16 protein-coding genes are annotated in these 15650 nt (G+C 67.0%); 10 read left to right on the top strand and 6 right to left on the bottom strand.

The features are described from left to right. Nucleotides 1–119 precede the first annotated feature (119 nt). On the top strand, nt 120–719 hold the full coding sequence (locus ABZ004_RS12270; protein ID WP_355679873.1) for a DJ-1/PfpI family protein: 600 nt from the start codon (nt 120–122) through the stop codon (nt 717–719). Here ABZ004_RS12270 and ABZ004_RS12265 read toward each other — a convergent pair. Further along, entirely contained in the window at nt 702–1811 is a 1110-nt protein-coding gene (locus ABZ004_RS12265; RefSeq protein WP_355679872.1) for a hypothetical protein, read from the bottom strand. The two genes, ABZ004_RS12270 and ABZ004_RS12265, sit on opposite strands and share 18 nt — an antisense overlap. Nucleotides 1812–1934: 123 nt before the next feature. Here ABZ004_RS12265 and ABZ004_RS12260 point away from each other — a divergent pair, with 123 nt between their 5' ends. After that, nucleotides 1935–2489, top strand: coding sequence for a DUF4232 domain-containing protein (locus ABZ004_RS12260; protein ID WP_355679871.1), 555 nt, complete (start codon nt 1935–1937; stop codon nt 2487–2489). Here ABZ004_RS12260 and ABZ004_RS12255 read toward each other — a convergent pair. Beyond that, on the bottom strand, nt 2486–3187 hold the full coding sequence (locus ABZ004_RS12255) for an SDR family oxidoreductase (RefSeq protein WP_355679870.1): 702 nt from the start codon (nt 3185–3187) through the stop codon (nt 2486–2488). The genes ABZ004_RS12260 and ABZ004_RS12255 overlap by 4 nt on opposite strands. Nucleotides 3188–3283: 96 nt before the next feature. On the opposite strand from ABZ004_RS12255, the gene ABZ004_RS12250 reads away from it, so the two are divergent. Continuing rightward, on the top strand, nt 3284–3874 hold the full coding sequence (locus ABZ004_RS12250) for a TetR/AcrR family transcriptional regulator (protein WP_355679869.1): 591 nt from the start codon (nt 3284–3286) through the stop codon (nt 3872–3874). Here ABZ004_RS12250 and ABZ004_RS12245 read toward each other — a convergent pair. Beyond that, a complete protein-coding gene (locus ABZ004_RS12245; protein ID WP_355679868.1) occupies nt 3854–4960 on the bottom strand; it encodes a glycoside hydrolase family 88 protein in 1107 nt (368 codons plus the stop codon). The genes ABZ004_RS12250 and ABZ004_RS12245 overlap by 21 nt on opposite strands. Nucleotides 4961–5139: 179 nt before the next feature. Here ABZ004_RS12245 and ABZ004_RS12240 point away from each other — a divergent pair, with 179 nt between their 5' ends. Beyond that, nucleotides 5140–6363: an alginate lyase family protein gene (locus ABZ004_RS12240; RefSeq protein ID WP_355679867.1), complete on the top strand. Its 1224-nt coding sequence runs from the start codon at nt 5140–5142 to the stop codon at nt 6361–6363. A 44-nt stretch (nt 6364–6407) separates the two neighbouring features. Here the strand turns inward: ABZ004_RS12240 and ABZ004_RS12235 are convergent, their stop codons facing one another. After that, on the bottom strand, nt 6408–7226 hold the full coding sequence (locus tag ABZ004_RS12235) for a siderophore-interacting protein (protein ID WP_355679866.1): 819 nt from the start codon (nt 7224–7226) through the stop codon (nt 6408–6410). A gap of 116 nt (nt 7227–7342) precedes the next feature. Between ABZ004_RS12235 and ABZ004_RS12230 the strand changes: the two genes are divergently transcribed. The 6 genes from ABZ004_RS12230 (at nt 7343) to ABZ004_RS12205 (ending at nt 14458) form a co-directional block, all read left to right on the top strand. Next, nucleotides 7343–8407 (top strand): iron chelate uptake ABC transporter family permease subunit, encoded by a 1065-nt coding sequence (locus ABZ004_RS12230; protein WP_355679865.1) that lies wholly within the window; start codon nt 7343–7345, stop codon nt 8405–8407. Continuing rightward, nucleotides 8407–9459, top strand: a complete 1053-nt coding sequence (locus tag ABZ004_RS12225) for an iron chelate uptake ABC transporter family permease subunit (protein ID WP_355679864.1) — start codon at nt 8407–8409, stop codon at nt 9457–9459. The genes ABZ004_RS12230 and ABZ004_RS12225 overlap by 1 nt, the downstream gene beginning before the upstream one ends. Before the next feature lie 13 nt (nt 9460–9472). Then, on the top strand, nt 9473–10369 hold the full coding sequence (locus ABZ004_RS12220) for an ABC transporter ATP-binding protein (protein WP_355679863.1): 897 nt from the start codon (nt 9473–9475) through the stop codon (nt 10367–10369). A 237-nt stretch (nt 10370–10606) separates the two neighbouring features. Continuing rightward, nucleotides 10607–12220, top strand: a complete 1614-nt coding sequence (locus tag ABZ004_RS12215) for a discoidin domain-containing protein (protein WP_355679862.1) — start codon at nt 10607–10609, stop codon at nt 12218–12220. Between the two features lies 1 nt (nt 12221). Then, entirely contained in the window at nt 12222–13478 is a 1257-nt protein-coding gene (locus tag ABZ004_RS12210) for an MFS transporter (RefSeq protein WP_355679861.1), read from the top strand. Further along, nucleotides 13475–14458 carry a hypothetical protein gene (locus ABZ004_RS12205; RefSeq protein ID WP_355679860.1) on the top strand — a complete coding sequence of 328 codons (984 nt, stop codon included), beginning with the start codon at nt 13475–13477 and terminating at the stop codon, nt 14456–14458. The genes ABZ004_RS12210 and ABZ004_RS12205 overlap by 4 nt, the downstream gene beginning before the upstream one ends. A gap of 84 nt (nt 14459–14542) precedes the next feature. Here ABZ004_RS12205 and ABZ004_RS12200 read toward each other — a convergent pair whose 3' ends face one another. Both ABZ004_RS12200 and ABZ004_RS12195 read right to left on the bottom strand, forming a co-directional pair. Beyond that, nucleotides 14543–15157, bottom strand: coding sequence for a hypothetical protein (locus tag ABZ004_RS12200; protein ID WP_355679859.1), 615 nt, complete (start codon nt 15155–15157; stop codon nt 14543–14545). Nucleotides 15158–15264: 107 nt separating this feature from the next. Beyond that, nucleotides 15265–15636: an FKBP-type peptidyl-prolyl cis-trans isomerase gene (locus tag ABZ004_RS12195; protein ID WP_355679858.1), complete on the bottom strand. Its 372-nt coding sequence runs from the start codon at nt 15634–15636 to the stop codon at nt 15265–15267. Nucleotides 15637–15650 lie beyond the last annotated feature (14 nt).

Here is a 15650-nt window from a genome sequence, read left to right as displayed (position 1 = left end):
GTCGAGCAGTATGCGCCGAGCGGTCAGATCGGCGCGCCCAGCGGTCCTGGCCGGAATCTGTCGATAGCCGTCTTCTCAGTCACTGTCCAGAGCGAAGCCGGTCCTGTTGGCTAGGTGCCATGCGGATCGAGATTCTGGTGTTCGACGGTGTGGACGAGATGGACGTGATGGGGCCGTTCGAGGTGTGGAGCTCGGCGTCCCGGCGTACGGAGCTGGAGTTGGCGTTGGTCGGTCTGGACGGGCCGGTCGAGGTCGAGGGGATGAACGGGCTGCGGTTCAAGGCGCCGGAGGGCCTCGGTACGCCGGACGCTTTGTTCGTCCCCGGCGGCGGCTGGATGAACCGGGCCGAGCGGGGCGCCTGGGCCGAAGCCCGCCGCGGGGTCATGCCGGGCAAGATCGCGGAACTCGCGCCGAGCCTGGCGTGGATCGGCTCGGTCTGCACCGGCGCGATGCTGCTCGCCGAAGCCGGCTTGGTGAAGGGCCGCCCGACGACCACCAACCGGAACGCGTGGGCGGAGCTGGAGGCGTTCGGTGCGGACCTGAAGAAGAACCGGGTCGTCGACGACGGCACCCTCGTCACCGCGGGCGGGATCACCGCCGGTATCGACCTGGCGCTGCACATCGTCGAACGCGAGTTCTCCGCCGAGACAGCCGACCGCATCGCGGCCTCGATGGAATACACCCGAGACCGAGACCTCTATCTATCGGCGGCGGAGTAGCAGGCCGCGGCTGCCGGGTTTGCGGAGGTAGGCGCGGCCGCCGGCGATCGGTTCGACGCGGGGGAGGACCAGGTCCACCTCCTCCTCGACCGACCAGGCGATCGGCCAGACGAGTCGCTCCAGCGCAGTCGGTTCGAGCGCGACGAACAATCGGTCGGTCGGGAAACGGCTGAGCAGTCCGAGGTCCTGCCCGCCGTACAGGAGCTCGATCAGCAGGTACGCCGATCCGGTCAGCCGCCGCGTCGTACCGAGCTCCTCGAAGCTGTGCGGATGAACCCGCAGCTCACCGGCGCCCGGACCGAGCAAGCGCAAACGCTCCAAGTACAAGGGATTCGGCTCGGTCGCATCAACGGTGTACTCCGCCTCGAGCAACCGTCGTGTCAACGCACCTTCGCAGGCGCCGACCTCGATCACGTGCCCTGCCGCCGGATCCAGCTGCGCTCGCACCCAGGCGGCCGTTGCGTCCAGCCGTTCCAGCTCGTACTGCGAGGTCCTCAGCTCCCAGGGATCCGCATCCCCACTGCCGGCCGCGAACAGCCGGCCTCGTTCGTCCGGCGTGGAGCTGAAAAATCGTTCCACAGCAGGGATTCGGTGCGTGGGCAATGCGTCATCGTCTCCGGCGTCGAGCTGCAGCAACTCAGCGCAGTACAGGTTGACGAAATCCAGCTTGGCCTCGACCAACGGCGGATCCAGCGGCCGATGAAGATCGGTCGTCCACTGGAACCGCTCGGCATCACCGACCGCGTGCAGCACCGGCGCACGGACCAGGCCGGCCAGCTCGTAGCCCCACCGGCGCCGGCGTTCCCGTGCGTCGGCCGGATTATGTGTCCAGATCGTGGCGGCTACATCGCCCGTCTCCAGCGCGATCGCATCCGCCGCGGCGCCCGGCGAGAACGGCTTCGCCCCGGCGCCATCACCTTGCAAGAGTGTGGAGAGTGCCGCCAGCCGCCCCGCCAACGGCACTCCCCCCGGCATCTTCAGATAGACGCCGCGATCGGCGACGACGAGGTGGACCTCGCGCCCGGGGTCGAGGACCGACAAGAAGCCGGCCACAACATCTTCCGGACGCACCACCGCGACGACATCGATCACTCGCAGAAGTTTATGCAAACTCTCTACGAAAAGATGACTACGGCGTGTCGCCGAAACAACTGTCAGCTACTCCTCAGGCAAACCGACGGCCAGACCGACCCTGTGGCGGCATAGGTTCGACTGATGATCTGGAGGGTGTCGCTCGGAGCGCTGCTTTTGCTGGTGGCCGGCTGCGGGACCGAGGCGGCGCCGCGTTCGTCGGAGTACGAGATTCCGCCGCCGGCACGGCAGACCGTCACGCCGATCCCGACGCTGACTCCGACGACCTGTCCACCCTCCGGGGCGGCCGTCACGGTCAGCGTTGTCGATCCCGCTCTCGGGCACCGGGCCGTCACCGTCACGCTGACCAACTGCGGGTCGAAGACCCTCACGGTCGAGGGCTACCCCGAAGTCGCCGTACTGAATGAGAAGCGCAAAGCGTTCAAGCTGACGGTCGCCCACGGATCTTCCTATCTGGCGACCGATCCAGGGCCGAGCAGGATCCGCCTCGCGAAGGGCAACGCGGTCCTGGCGACAGTTGCCTGGAGCAACACTGTGACCTACGGCGACAACAACAAGGGTTCGTACTTCGCGATCTCCTGGCGCAAGGGAGTCGCGCCGGTGATCTGGCCGGAGTACGTCGACATCGGTACCACCGGCAAGATCACCCTGACCGCCTGGAATCCCAAGGCTGCTTAGCCGTTGAGCTGCGGGTAGAGTGCGGTGAGGTCGGCGGAGAGGCCGCTCTTGACGTTCCTGCTGACCTCGTCAGCGATCACCTCGTGGGCACCGGACTCGATCCCGTCCAGGGCCTGCTTGGCGATGTCTTCCGGCTTGGACTTCGGGTCGGTGACACTGGCGGTCATGTCCGTGTCGACGTAGCCGACGTGAAGGCCGGTGACGCCGATGCCGCGGCCGAGCAGTTCCAGTCGCAGTCCGTTGCTGACGCTCCAGAGTGCTGCCTTGCTGGCCGGGTAGGCGCCGCCGAAGCTTATCCAGGACAGCACCGAGTGCATGTTCAGGATGTGTCCGCCGCCGTTGCGCTCGATCACCGGCGCGAAGGCGCGCACGATGTTCAGCGGGCCGAACAGGTTCACCTCGAACACGCTACGAATCTCGTCCTCCGGCGACTCGAGCAGGCTGCGGCCACCGGTGATCCCGGCGTTGTTGATCAGCACGGTGACGTCGGGGGCCGCGGCGACCAAGGCGTCGATCGAGGCCGGGTCGGTGACCTCCAGCGGCAGTGTGACGACGCGCGGGTCGGTGCTCGGCTCGGGCTTGCGGGCGGTGGCGTAGACCTTCTTCGCGCCGCGGGTCAGCAGGTCTTCGACGAACGCCTTGCCGAGGCCGCGGTTGCCGCCGGTGACGAGGACGACGGCGCCTTCGAGGGTGGTCATTGCATGCTCCAGGGGTGAGATGATGGAAACCGATCTGTTTCCACAGACTAAACCGATCGGTTTCCAAACGCAAACCCAGCCGGTACGCTCGATCTCATGAACACCCAGGCGACACCCCGCGAGCGGCTGCTGGACGCCGCGGGCGAACTCTTCTACCGAGACGGCGTGAACATCGGCGTGGACGCGCTCTGCAAGGCGGCCGGCGTCTCGAAGAAGTCGATGTACCAGCTGTTCCGCTCGAAGGACGAACTGATCGCCGAGAGCCTCGCCAATGTGGGGCCGGCCTATCAGCAGACGCTGGAGCCGGGCGTCGAGGACGGGGATACGCCGCGGGAGCGGATCCTGGCGGTCTTCCGCAACCTGGACCGGGCGACGGCCGGTCAGGAGTTCCAGGGCTGCCCGTTCGTCAGTACGGCGCTGGAGTTGAAGAACCCGGAGCACCCGGGCAGCGTCGTCGCCCGGCACTTCAAGCAGCGGCTGACTGATTTCTTCCTCGGCGAGCTGGTGGCCGCGGGCGCCGATGACCCCGAGGGTATGGCGATCCAGCTGACGATGGCCTTCGACGGCGCGAGCGCCCGGGCCGTCGTACGGGCCCAGGCGCTCGGCGGGGTCGGGATCAGGATGGCCGAGACCCTGCTGGACGCGGCCGGAGTCCGCGCCCCGGAGCTAGCCGGCCAGGCCCGCTAGTTCGGAGCCGGCGAGGAGGAAGCCGCCGACGCCGAAGTCGGCGGTGGAGTCGTAGGTGATCGGCTGGCTCGATTCGGGCCGGTCGCCGACCTTCTGGACGTAGCCGAGGAAGCCGTCGGTGTGGACCGCCGTCGCGACCATCCCGTTCCAGGCCCGCGCGGCCATCGGCTGGTACGCCGAAGCCGCCACCAGGCCGGTCCTGATCGCGTACGCCGTGGCGAAGGCGAAGAACGCCGTGCCGCTGGTCTCCGGACCCGGCAGGTGCTGCGGATCACCGAGGTTGACGTTCCAGAATCCGTCGGACCGCTGGATCGGCCGCAGCGCACCGATCAACTGGGTCAACGTATCGCGGTATTCGGCGGCGTTCTGGTGATTCGTGGCAAGCGCCTTCAGCGTCTTCGCATGGGCTGCCGCGACCCAGCCGTTGCCGCGTGACCAGAGCACCGGCTTGCCGTTCGGCGAGACGATTTTGCCGGGCAGGAACCGGTCGTCGCGGTACCAGAGCCCGCTGGACGCGACCCAGAGACCGCGGGTTCGCTTGGTGTGGTTGTAGAGCTGGTAGAGCTTCGTCGCGTACGCCGGATCGCCTTGGAGGCGGCCGATCCGGGCGAACGACGGCATCGCCATGTGCAGCGCGTCGTCCCACCACCAGTCGTCGATCTTCGAGCCGGCGACCATCCGGTGCAAGGTGTCGATTGCCGCCGACAACTTGTTCGCGGACGGTTCCACTTCGTAAAGATCGACATAAGCCTGAATGCAATTGTGATTGTCGGCATGCCGGGTGGTGACCCCACCAGGAATTCCGTACGACGCTTTCTCGGCCCAGCTCCTGGTGTAGTCGAGATAGCGTTTCTCGTTGGTCAATCGGTAGGCCGCCATCAGGCCCGAGAAGAAGGTGGACCGGGCCCAGCCGTTGTCCCCGGGATCGGGGTGGGTGGCGATCCATTGGTCGGCCACCCGGCGTACCAGGGTGGTGATCTGGGCCTTGGAGGGAAGGACAGCCGAGGCGGCGGTGGAGGCTACGGAGGGTAGTGCCGGGGCGGCCAGAGCAGCGGTTCCGAGACTCAGGAATGCGCGTCTTCTCATGGGACAGAACCTCGCTTTGTTCCATTGCGGATGGGACAAATCTTTACTTTGTTCCAGCAGGAAATCCTGGTGCTGGGATATTGACGGCTCCCTGCTCCGTCGTCAAACTTCCGAAAAGACTCTTCGGTATGCGGGGGGAATCGAGGAGTCGACCGCCCCCAACACAAGGACATCCGCCCATGAGAAAGAAAGTCCTGGTCCCCGCGATCGCCGCAGTGTGCGCTGCCGTGATCGCTGGTGCCCTCAGTAATCCGGCCAGCGCCGCCCAGCAGACCGCCGTTCAGGCCCCTGTCGCAGTCAATGCCCCGCTGGCGCCGGCCACCTTCACTCACCCGGGTGTCGGCGTCAGCCGCGCGCAGCTGGACTTCGTTCGGGCCAAGGTGCAGGCCGGCGCCCAGCCGTGGACGAACGCCTACAACCAGGCGAAGGGCAGCAACTACGCGTCGCTGAGCCGAACGCCGACCCCGCGCGCCACCGTCGAGTGCGGCCCGTACTCCCAGCCGAACTACGGCTGCACGAACGAACGCGAGGACGCGATCGCGGCGTACACCGATGCCGTGATCTGGTACATCACCCGTGACGACCGCTACGCGCAGAAGGCGATCGCGCTGATGGACGCCTGGTCGAACACGATCCGGGACCACACCAACAGCAACGCGCCGCTGCAGACCGGCTGGGCGGCATCGTCATGGCCGAAGGCCGCCGAGATCATCAAGCACGTCTACGGCAACTGGCCGAACGCCGGCCGGTTCGCCACGATGCTGCGCAACGTCTACGTTCCCGAGATCATCAACGGCTCGAACTCCAACGGGAACTGGGAGTTGACGATCATCGAGGCGCTGCAGGGGATCGGTGTCTTCCTCGAGGACAAGACGATCTACGACAAGGCGATCTCGCTGTTCAGCTACCGGGCGCCGGCGTACGTGTATCTGGAGTCGGACGGCGCGCTGCCGAAGACGGTGCCGAGCCAGAACCTGAACACCCGCGACAAGATCGTCAGCTACTGGCAGGGCCAGGGGACGTTCGTCACCGGGCTGACCCAGGAGACCTGTCGCGATTTCGTGCACACCGGTTACGGCATCTCGGCGATCTCGCACGTCCTGGAGACCGGCCGGATCCAGGGCATCGACATGTACCCGCAGTACGGCGAACGGCTGCGGCAGGCGCTCGGCTTCCAGTCCCGCTGGGAGCGGAATCTGGAGCCGGTCCCGTCCTGGCTCTGCGGTGGCAGCGTCAACCGCGGCCTCGGCCCGATCACCGAGGTCGGCTACAACGCACTGCACACCCGGCTCGGCATCGCGATGGCCAACACCCAGGCCCTGACCGAGTCCAGGCGTCCGGCTGGTTCGAACAACCTGTTCGTCGCTTGGGAGACGCTCACCCACGCGGAGAACCCGAGCTGACCGACCCGTTGCCCGGAGAGCCGCTGGTGGGTTCTCCGGGCGACTCAGATCTGAGGTTCGCCGCGCTTCCAGTAGCCCTGGAAGGAGACGGCGGCCTTGGGCATTCCGATGGTGCTGACGAGATGCCGGCGGACCTGCTTGATCATGCCGGATTCACCGGCCACCCAGGCATAGTCCACATCGAACGGCAGGCTTGCGGCTTTAAGGGCCTCAGGCAATGATCCGTCGCCGCGCGTGATCCAGGTGACGTCCACCTCGCCCGGGCTCGGCAGCGGCCGGATGTCCTTGGCATCGGGAACCTCGACGAAGACGGCGGCCCGTACGCCGGGCGGCAGCTGCTCGATAATCCCGGCCAGCGCGGGCAACGCGGTCTCATCGGCGACCAGGACTCGGCTGACGCTTTCCGCAGGCGGCACGTAGTCGACGCCCGAGTTCAGCATTCCCTTGATGCTGGTGGTGTCGACCGAGAACGGCACGATCAGGCCGACCTCGTCACCCGGCTGGGCGTCGCTCACCCAGGCCGAGGCGGGGCCGTTCACACCGTGCAGGACGAACTCGATGTCGAGCTCGGCGACCGCGGGACGCAGCGCCCGGACCGTGTAGGTGCGCATGATGAAGCGCTCCTCGGCCGGCATCGAGCACCAGTGCGCGTACCACTCGGGGCCGACCGGCAGCCGGAGTTCGCCGCCGTCCGGCGGGGAGAGCAGGACCTTGATCCGTTGATCCGGTCCGGCGATGACCACCTCGGCGAGCCGGGGCGCCACGAAGGTCACCCGGCGCAGGTGCGGGCTGAGGTCCTCGATCGACGCCACGGTGGCGAGGACCGAGTCGAACGCGATCGGGCGCTCGAGCAGTGTCGTCATACCGGTTCTCCGATGTAAGTACTGACAAAGCAGGGACCTCAGGTGCGACCCGATGGCGTGCGGGTTATCCTGTGGCATCTAGAGGTTAGCCTTACCTAAGAGGATATATAAATCCAATGCCCTCGCCGTCCGCAGCCGCCGCCACCCGGCCGGCGACCGCCGTGGTGCCCCGGCACCGCTCCCGCCGCACCGCCCTGCTCCTCGGGCTGGTCGGCTGCGCCGGGCTGCTGTTCGCGGTCTGTCTGCTGAGCGTCGCCGTGGGCTCCAAGCAGATCGCGCTGTCCACCGTCTTCGACGCCATCCGGCACTACGACTCGTCCAACACCGATCAGGTGATCGTGCACTCGCTCAGAGTGCCGCGCACCCTGATCGGTCTGCTGGTAGGCGCCGCGCTCGGGCTGTCCGGAGCGCTGATGCAGGGCGTGACGCGGAACCCGCTGGCCGATCCGGGCATCCTCGGCGTGAACGGCGGCGCGGCGCTTTTCGTTGTCGCGGGCATCTATTGGTTCGGCCTGACCAGCCTCACGGCGTACGTCTGGCTGGCCTTCGCGGGCGCGGCGGCCGCCTCGTTCGCGGTCTACGCGCTCGGTTCCCTCGGCCGCGAGGGCGCGACGCCGGTCAAGCTTGCGCTCGCCGGGGCCGCGCTGACGGCGATGCTCGGTTCGCTCACCACCGCGTTGCTGATCGGGGACGTCAACACCTTCGACCAGTTCCGGTTCTGGGCGGTCGGTTCGCTGGCCGGCCGTGGTTCCGACATCGTCGGCCAGGTCGCGCCGTTCATCTTGGTCGGCATCGTGCTCGCGCTGGTCTCGGGTCGCGTGCTCAATGCGCTGTCGCTCGGTGACGACGTGGCCCGGTCGCTCGGCCAGCGGGTCGGGGTGGCGCGGATCTTCACCGCGGTCACGGTCGTGCTGCTCTGTGGTGCCGCCACCGCCGCGGCGGGACCGATCGGTTTCGTCGGGTTGACCATCCCGCATGTCGCGCGGCTGGTGACGGGGCCCGACTACCGCTGGATCCTGCCGTACTCGATGCTGCTGTCACCGATCCTGCTGCTCGCCTCGGATGTGATCGGCCGCGTCGTCGCCCAGCCGGGCGAGCTCCAGGTCGGCATCGTCACCGCGGCGATCGGTGCTCCCTTCTTCATCGCCCTGGTACGCCGCCGCAAGCTGGCGGATCTCTGATGGCCACGGCGACGACCCAGAACTCACCGGCTCAGGTGATTGCGCATGCCCGGGCTGCCCGGCGGGTCCGGTCGGTGGTCGTGATCGCCGTCCTCGCCGCGGTGGTGTTCGTGATCTTCTGCGTCTCGCTGTCGCTCGGGGACTTCAAGATCCCGGTGATCGACGTGGTGAAGACCTTGTTCGGTGGCGGCGACCGCGCGACCGAGTTCATCGTCAACAAGCTCCGGCTGCCGCGCGCGCTGACCGGCGTACTGGTCGGCCTCGCGCTCGGGTTGTCCGGGGCGATCTTCCAGAGCATCGCGCGCAATCCGCTGGCCAGTCCGGACATCATCGGCGTCACGTACGGCGCGAGCGCGTTCGCCGTGTTCGCGATCGTCACCCTCGGTCTGACCGGCACCGCGGTGGCCGCGCTCGCGATCGTCGGAGCACTGCTGACGGCGATCATCATGTACCTGCTGGCCTGGAAGCAGGGCGTCTCCAGCTACCGGTTGATCCTGGTCGGGATCGGCATCGGTGCGATGGCGACCAGCCTCACGTCGTACCTGCTGACCAAGGCGCGGGTCGAGATCGCCCAGCAGGCACTGATCTGGCTGACCGGCAGCCTGAACGGACGGGATTGGTCCCAGGTCTGGCAACTGTTGATCACGCTAGCCGTCCTCAGTCCGGTCCTGGTCTTCCTGGTGCACCGGTTGCGGATCCTCCAGCTGGGCGACGAGACGGCGTACGGGCTGGGTCTGCGGGTGGAGCTTTCGCGGCTGGGGCTGATCGTGGTCGGTGTCCTGCTGGCCGCGATGGCGACCGCCGCGGCCGGACCGATCGGGTTCGTCGCTTTCGTGGCGCCACCGATCGCGCGCCGGCTGACCCGGTCGCCGGGGCCGGCGCTGATCGCGTCGGCGCTGCTCGGCGCCTTCGTGGTGTCGCTGTCCGACCTGATCGCGCAGCACGCCCTGGGCCACACCCAGTTCCCGGTCGGCGTTATCACCGGCGTCGTCGGCGCGCCGTACCTGATGTTCCTGCTGGCCCGGGCCAACCGGGTGGGCAGTGGTGGCTGAATTGGAGACCCCGATGGATCACAGTCTGTCCGCCGAGAACCTCGCGGTCGGCTACGACCAGCGCGAGATCATCCACGACCTGTCCGTGCGGATCCCGGCCGGCAAGATCTCGGTGATCGTCGGCGCCAACGCTTGCGGCAAGTCCACACTGCTCAAGACGCTGGCCCGGCTGCTCAAGCCCAGCAGGGGAACCGTGCTGCTCGACGGCAAGAGCATCCATCAGATCCCGACCCGCGAGGTCGCGACCCGGCTCGGATTGTTGCCTCAGTCACCGACCGCGCCGGAGGGCATCACGGTCGCGGATCTGGTCGGCCGGGGGCGGTATCCGCGGCAGGGCTGGATCCGGCAGTGGACGTCGGCCGACGATGCGGCGATCGCGGACGCGATGACGTCCACCGACGTGCTGGAGATCGCCGACCGGCCGATCGACGAACTCTCCGGCGGTCAGCGCCAGCGGGTCTGGATCGCGATGGCGCTCGCCCAGGAGACCGGCATCCTGCTGCTCGACGAGCCGACCACCTTCCTCGACCTGACCCACCAGTTCGAGGTGCTCGACCTGCTCGTCGACCTGAACAAGCGCGACGGCCGGACCATCGTGCTGGTGCTGCACGACCTGAACCAGGCGTGCCGGTTCGGTGACCACCTGATCGCGATGAAGGACGGCGCGATCGTTGCCGAAGGCAACCCCGACGAGGTGATCACCGAACAACTCGTCCAGGACGTCTTCGGCCTGCCGGTCAAGGTGATCCCGGACCCGGTCGCCGGTACGCCGATGGTCGTCCCCCTCGGCCGCCACTCCCACCGCACCGACACCACCTCGCCCGAGTCCGCCGCGCCCAAAAACCTGGCTGCGAAGGCGCTTGCTGCCAGTTCGGCTGTGAACGGGATTTGCCGGCCTGTTGATCGGTGAGCTGTGCCAATGGACAGGTAATAGTGGGCCGCAACTAGTGCACCTGAGCGTGAATCTGCGGCGGGTGTACAGCGTTTCGAGGTGCACTACCTGTCCGTCGGGACGTCAAGCGCTCAACAACCAGCGTCAACCAACGAGGCATTGACGCTCCAGGAATTGTTAGTTAACTTTCCTGTCAGTTGATGTCAGGTAAACCCGCCTGACAAAAATACTCCCGATCGCCCCTCAGGAGTGCTGATGCCTCGAAACCGCCGGTTGTTCCTCGCGCTACCACCGTTCCTCGCCGCCGCGATAGTGGCCGGGATCGGGCTGAATTCCAGTGCCGAAGCAGTGACCGATTCGCTGCTGTCCCGGCAGAAGCCCGTGCTGGTCTCCAGCACCGAGACCAGCTCCCTGAGCGGCGACCGTGCCGTCGACGGGAGTACGACCACCCGCTGGGCCAGCGCGGAAGGTTCGGATCCGCAGTGGATCCGGGTCGACCTCGGTCAGGCCTCGGCCGTCCATCGCGTCAAGCTGAACTGGGAGGCGGCGTACGGGAAGGACTACCGGATCGAGACCTCCGACGACGGCTCCACCTTCACCACCATCAAGAGTGTTGTCGGTGGCAACGGTGCGACCGACGACCTGACCGGCCTGACCGGGCACGGCCGGTTCGTCCGCCTGGTCGGCACGAAGCGTGGCACCAGCTACGGCTATTCCCTGTGGGAGTTGGAGGTCTACGGGACCGCGGACTCGACCGGCGACACCCAGGCGCCCACCGCACCGACCGGGCTGGCCGCCTCCGGGGTCACGGCGACCACCTCGACCCTCAACTGGACCGCCTCGACCGACAACGTCGGCGTCAGCTCGTACGACGTATTCCGCGACGGCGCCCTGATCGCCAACGTCGTCCAGTCGCCGTACACCGACACCGGTCTGAGCGCGAGTACGACGTACAAGTACACGGTAAAGGCACGCGATCTGGCCGGGAACGTCTCGGCTGCGAGCAACGAGGTGACCGTGCAGACGCCGACCGGGGGTGGCGGCGGCAATCCGTTCGTCATCGCAGCCGCCGGTGACATCGCCGAGCAGTGCACTGCGTCGAGCTCCAGCTGCGCGCATCCGAAGACGGCCGCGCTGGTGCAGGCGATGAATCCGGCCAACGTGATCACGATGGGCGACAACCAGTACGACGACGCGCATCTCTCGGACTTCCAGAACTACTACGACAAGACCTGGGGCAAGTTCAAGAGCATCACCAAGCCGATCCCGGGCAACCACGAGACGTACGACGACATTCCGTTCGACGGCTACCACAAGTACTTCGGGTCGATCGCGACGCCGCAGGGCAAGAACTACTACAGCTGGGAACGCGGCAACTGGCACTTCATCGCGCTGGACTCCAACGACTTCGTGAAGGAGGAAGGTACGCCGGCCGCGGACCCGCCGCAGCTCGCATGGCTGAAGCAGGACCTCGCCGCCAACACCAAGGGCTGCATCGCCGCCTACTACCATCACCCGCGCTTCAGCTCGGGTGACCATGGCGACAACCCCGACGCCGCCCAGCTCTGGCAGACGCTGGTCGACGCCAAGGTCGACCTGGTCCTGAACGGTCACGATCACCACTACGAGCGCTTCCTGCCGCAGAACGGCAGCGGCGCGAAGGACCCGAACGGTCCGGTCCAGATCATCGGTGGCACCGGCGGCGCCAGCTTCTACCCGGTGCATGCGGCCCACCCGGCCACGGCCAAGCTGATCCACGACAAGAACGGCGTGCTGAAGCTCTCGATGACGGACACCACCTTCACCGAGCAACTGATCGGGACCGACAACACGGTGCTCGACAGCAGCCCGACCTACACCTGCCACTGACATGTATCTCGCTACAAGCCGGGCCGCCGACAGCGGTGGCCCGGCCACGCGCCCATCCGACCGCAGTACCGGGCTCCGCTGGCGCCGGGTCTCCGGCAATGTCGTCGCCCTCGGCCTGGTCAGCCTCGTCACCGACATCTCCTCGGAGATGGTCACCGCTGTTCTCCCGCTCTACCTGGTCCTCGGTCTCGGCCTGAATCCCTTGCAGTTCGGGCTTCTGGACGGCCTGTACGCCGGTGCGACTGCTGTCCTGCGGCTCGTCGGCGGCTACGCGGCCGATCGCTGGCACCGGCTCAAGACCGTCGCCGGCGTCGGCTATGGATTGTCCGCGATCTGCAAGCTCGGGCTGATCCTGGCCGGTTCGTCGGTGGCCGGGATCGGTGCCGTGCTGGCCGTGGACCGGGCGGGGAAGGGCATCCGGACCGCCCCTCGGGATGCCCTGATCTCGTTGAGCAGCAGGCCGGAGACGCTCGGCCGGTCGTTCGGCGTCCATCGGACGCTGGACACGGCCGGTGCGTTTCTCGGTCCGCTGGTCGCTATGGGGGTGCTGTGGGTCAGTCTCGGCGACTACAGCTCCGTCTTCGTGACCAGCTTCTGTATCGCCGGGTTCGGCGTGCTGCTGTTGCTGGTGGCGGTGCGCGACAAGGTCCGGAAACACCGGGCGACGGGGATTCCGTTGCGGGCGATGTTTTCCTTGCTGGGACGGAAAAGTTTCCGCCGGATGTGCGGCTGGGCGGCTCTGCTCGGCCTGGTGACGATCACGGATTCCTTTGTTTACTTGGCTTTGCAGCGTCGTTGGGACATCAGCAGCACATTGTTTCCGTTGTTGCCGCTGGGTACTACGGGTGTTTTCCTCCTGCTTGCTGTTCCGCTCGGCCGGCTCGCTGATCGAGTCGGCCGCTGGAGGGTCTTCGTCGGCGGGCATCTCGCGTTGGTCGTCTGCCTGGTACTGGTGTGCGGGCCGGTCGGTGGGGTCTGGCCGGCCGTCGGTGCGCTCGCTCTGCACGGCACGTTCTACGCAGCCACCGACGGAGTGCTACCCGCCGCTGCCGGCCCGCTACTTCCCGAAGGCCTGAGAGCGAGCGGTCTTGCCCTGCTGCAGACCGGTCAGGCGCTGGCGCGGATGGCGTCGGCGGTGCTCTTCGGTCTCGCCTGGACCTTGTGGGATCTCGGTCCCTCCTTGCTCGTGACGTCCGGGCTGCTGCTGGCCGTCACGATCGCGGCCGCTGTCGTCAAACCCTGGGAGGCAAGAGGATGAAGAAGGTACTGATCGGACTGGCCGGCTTCGTCGTCTTCGCGGGGGTGGCGGTCACGTACGTCGTGTCGGCGCGCGGAGGTGGGCCGGACGTCAACGCGGTCGCGGTGGTCACGGGGCAACCGCTGCCGCTGGACGGGCACACTTTGTTCTTCCGGAATGTTGCCAAGGGCCCAGATTTCGGCAAGCTGGCCGCGGTTCCCCGAGGCGAACCGACCGCGGCGCGGAAGGTCGGAGATCTGCGGTGTGATCGCTATGCAGCCGCCCGCAGTACGGCGATCTGTCTTCGGGTGCAGCAAGGTTCGTTGCCGCCGGTGACGGACATGCTCGTGCTTGGTCCGGATCTGTCGGTCCGGCACCAGGAGTCGTTGCCTGGTACGCCGAGCCGGGCGCGCGTGTCGCCGGACGGGCGGATCGTCTACTGGACATTGTTCGTGAGCGGAGATTCCTATTCCGCGACCGGGTTCTCCACCCGTAGCGGCCTGTACGAGGTGCAGACCGGGCGGCTGGTGAAGACGATCGAGGAGCTGGCGGTCTTCGTGCACGGGAAGCGGTACTACGCCCGCGACGTCAACTTCTGGGGGATCACCTTCGGTGCTGACGGCAACCGTTTCTATGCGACCCTTGGTAGTAAGGGGAAGACCTATCTCGTTGAGGCGGACTACCGTGAGTATCGCGGCGAGGCGATTCTGGAGAACGTCGAATGTCCGTCGCTCTCGCCGGATGGTCGCCGGATCGCTTTCAAACAAAAGGTTTCCGAGGGTGTTTGGCGTCTGGCCGTGGTCGATCTGGCGACGCGACGGGTGACTCGGTTGGCCGAGACCCGGAGTGTCGACGACCAGCCTCTGTGGCGGGACGACTCGACGATTCTCTACTCGTTGCGGCGCGACGGCGATGCGTCCGACGTGTGGTCGGTGCCTGCCGACGGCGGTGGTGCGGCGACGCTGCTGGTCCACGATGCAAGCAGCCCTGCGGTCGGGTAGGGTTGGACGAGGCACGGAAGGTCTTCGGGGACAGGCGTCGTACGGAAGGTTCTTGGTCGTGCTCCGCTGTCCTATCGGCAGTGGTTATCGACCACTTCGCGCAGGCCTGACCTGGTAGATGACCAGGCCGGCCAGGAGGGCGCCGAGGCTGCCGAGGGCCAGATCGCCGAGGGTGTCGGTGTAGGCGGTCTGGAGCTCGGGGGAGTGCCGGACGAAGGCGACGTACTCGCCGAGCTCCCAGATCACGGCGGCGGTGGCGCCGAAGCCGAGGGCGACGAAGACGGTCAGGGCGCGGCTGAGCGAGCGCGGTGCGAAGGCGGTCAGTACGCCGGCGGTCAGGAACGCCCAGAGGAGGAAGTGCATCGCGTCGTCCCACCAGGTGATGGTGTCGAAGAGGTTCAGCCGGTTGCCGATCAGGTCGACCAGCCAGGGCAGCGTCATCAGCAGGTCGGCCGGCCACGGGAACGCCTGGTGCAGCTTGCTCTTCGCGCGGCCGTAGGCGAACCACCAGAGCGGCAGCACGAGCGCCCCGATCGGATAGACGACCAGCCGGGCGGTCGAGGCCTTGCCTTTGATGCCGCTCAGATCGGGCCAGATGAGGGCCGAGAGCAACAACAGGAGCAAGGCCAGCTTCGCCGCGAGGGCGGCGTACCGGATCACTGCCGGCCTGGCGGTCACGGGGGCCGTCATCGTCGTCATACCTCCAGTGAAGCTGCCCGGGCCGCCTCGCGGATGAGTAGATCTACTGGAAAACCCCCGGTCTGCGTCATTGTGACGCAGCCGGGGGCTTCCTGGTTGGAGGTTGGTCAGCTGACGCTGATCAGGTCGACCACGAAGATCAGGGTCTCGCCGGGCTTGATCGCTGCGCCTGCGCCGCGGTCGCCGTAGCCCAGGTGCGGCGGGATGACCAGCTTGCGCCGGCCGCCGACCTTCATCCCCTGGACGCCGGTGTCCCAGCCCTGGATGACCTGTCCGACGCCGAGCTGGAAGGCCAGCGGGGCACCGCGGTTGTAGGAGGCGTCGAACTCCTCACCGGTCGAGTGGGCCACGCCCACGTAGTGCACGTTGACGCGGGAGCCGGCCTTGGCCTCGTCGCCGTCGCCCTCGGTGATGTCGGTGATCTCCAGATCCGCCGGCGGCGGGCCGTCCGGAAAGTCGATCTCAGGCTTGTCAGTCATACCTCAAGCTAACC

It is taken from the genome of Kribbella sp. NPDC006257, assembly GCF_040613535.1.
GTDB lineage: Bacteria > Actinomycetota > Actinomycetes > Propionibacteriales > Kribbellaceae > Kribbella.
Note: the sequence above shows the minus strand (reverse complement) of the source record. Positions and strands in the feature narration are given on the sequence as shown.

What these genes read in the sequence shown, in the direction of transcription:
- ABZ004_RS12240 (WP_355679867.1), top strand. Translation starts at nt 5,140, where the DNA reads ATGAGAAAGAAAGTCCTGGTCCCCGCGATCGCCGCAGTGTGCGCTGCC.
- ABZ004_RS12200 (WP_355679859.1), bottom strand. Translation starts at nt 15,157, where the DNA reads ATGACGACGATGACGGCCCCCGTGACCGCCAGGCCGGCAGTGATCCGG.
- ABZ004_RS12205 (WP_355679860.1), top strand. Translation starts at nt 13,475, where the DNA reads ATGAAGAAGGTACTGATCGGACTGGCCGGCTTCGTCGTCTTCGCGGGG.
- ABZ004_RS12210 (WP_355679861.1), top strand. Translation starts at nt 12,222, where the DNA reads ATGTATCTCGCTACAAGCCGGGCCGCCGACAGCGGTGGCCCGGCCACG.
- ABZ004_RS12195 (WP_355679858.1), bottom strand. Translation starts at nt 15,636, where the DNA reads ATGACTGACAAGCCTGAGATCGACTTTCCGGACGGCCCGCCGCCGGCG.
- ABZ004_RS12260 (WP_355679871.1), top strand. Translation starts at nt 1,935, where the DNA reads ATGATCTGGAGGGTGTCGCTCGGAGCGCTGCTTTTGCTGGTGGCCGGC.
- ABZ004_RS12220 (WP_355679863.1), top strand. Translation starts at nt 9,473, where the DNA reads ATGGATCACAGTCTGTCCGCCGAGAACCTCGCGGTCGGCTACGACCAG.
- ABZ004_RS12250 (WP_355679869.1), top strand. Translation starts at nt 3,284, where the DNA reads ATGAACACCCAGGCGACACCCCGCGAGCGGCTGCTGGACGCCGCGGGC.
- ABZ004_RS12215 (WP_355679862.1), top strand. Translation starts at nt 10,607, where the DNA reads ATGCCTCGAAACCGCCGGTTGTTCCTCGCGCTACCACCGTTCCTCGCC.
- ABZ004_RS12255 (WP_355679870.1), bottom strand. Translation starts at nt 3,187, where the DNA reads ATGACCACCCTCGAAGGCGCCGTCGTCCTCGTCACCGGCGGCAACCGC.
- ABZ004_RS12230 (WP_355679865.1), top strand. Translation starts at nt 7,343, where the DNA reads ATGCCCTCGCCGTCCGCAGCCGCCGCCACCCGGCCGGCGACCGCCGTG.
- ABZ004_RS12225 (WP_355679864.1), top strand. Translation starts at nt 8,407, where the DNA reads ATGGCCACGGCGACGACCCAGAACTCACCGGCTCAGGTGATTGCGCAT.
- ABZ004_RS12245 (WP_355679868.1), bottom strand. Translation starts at nt 4,960, where the DNA reads ATGAGAAGACGCGCATTCCTGAGTCTCGGAACCGCTGCTCTGGCCGCC.
- ABZ004_RS12270 (WP_355679873.1), top strand. Translation starts at nt 120, where the DNA reads ATGCGGATCGAGATTCTGGTGTTCGACGGTGTGGACGAGATGGACGTG.
- ABZ004_RS12235 (WP_355679866.1), bottom strand. Translation starts at nt 7,226, where the DNA reads ATGACGACACTGCTCGAGCGCCCGATCGCGTTCGACTCGGTCCTCGCC.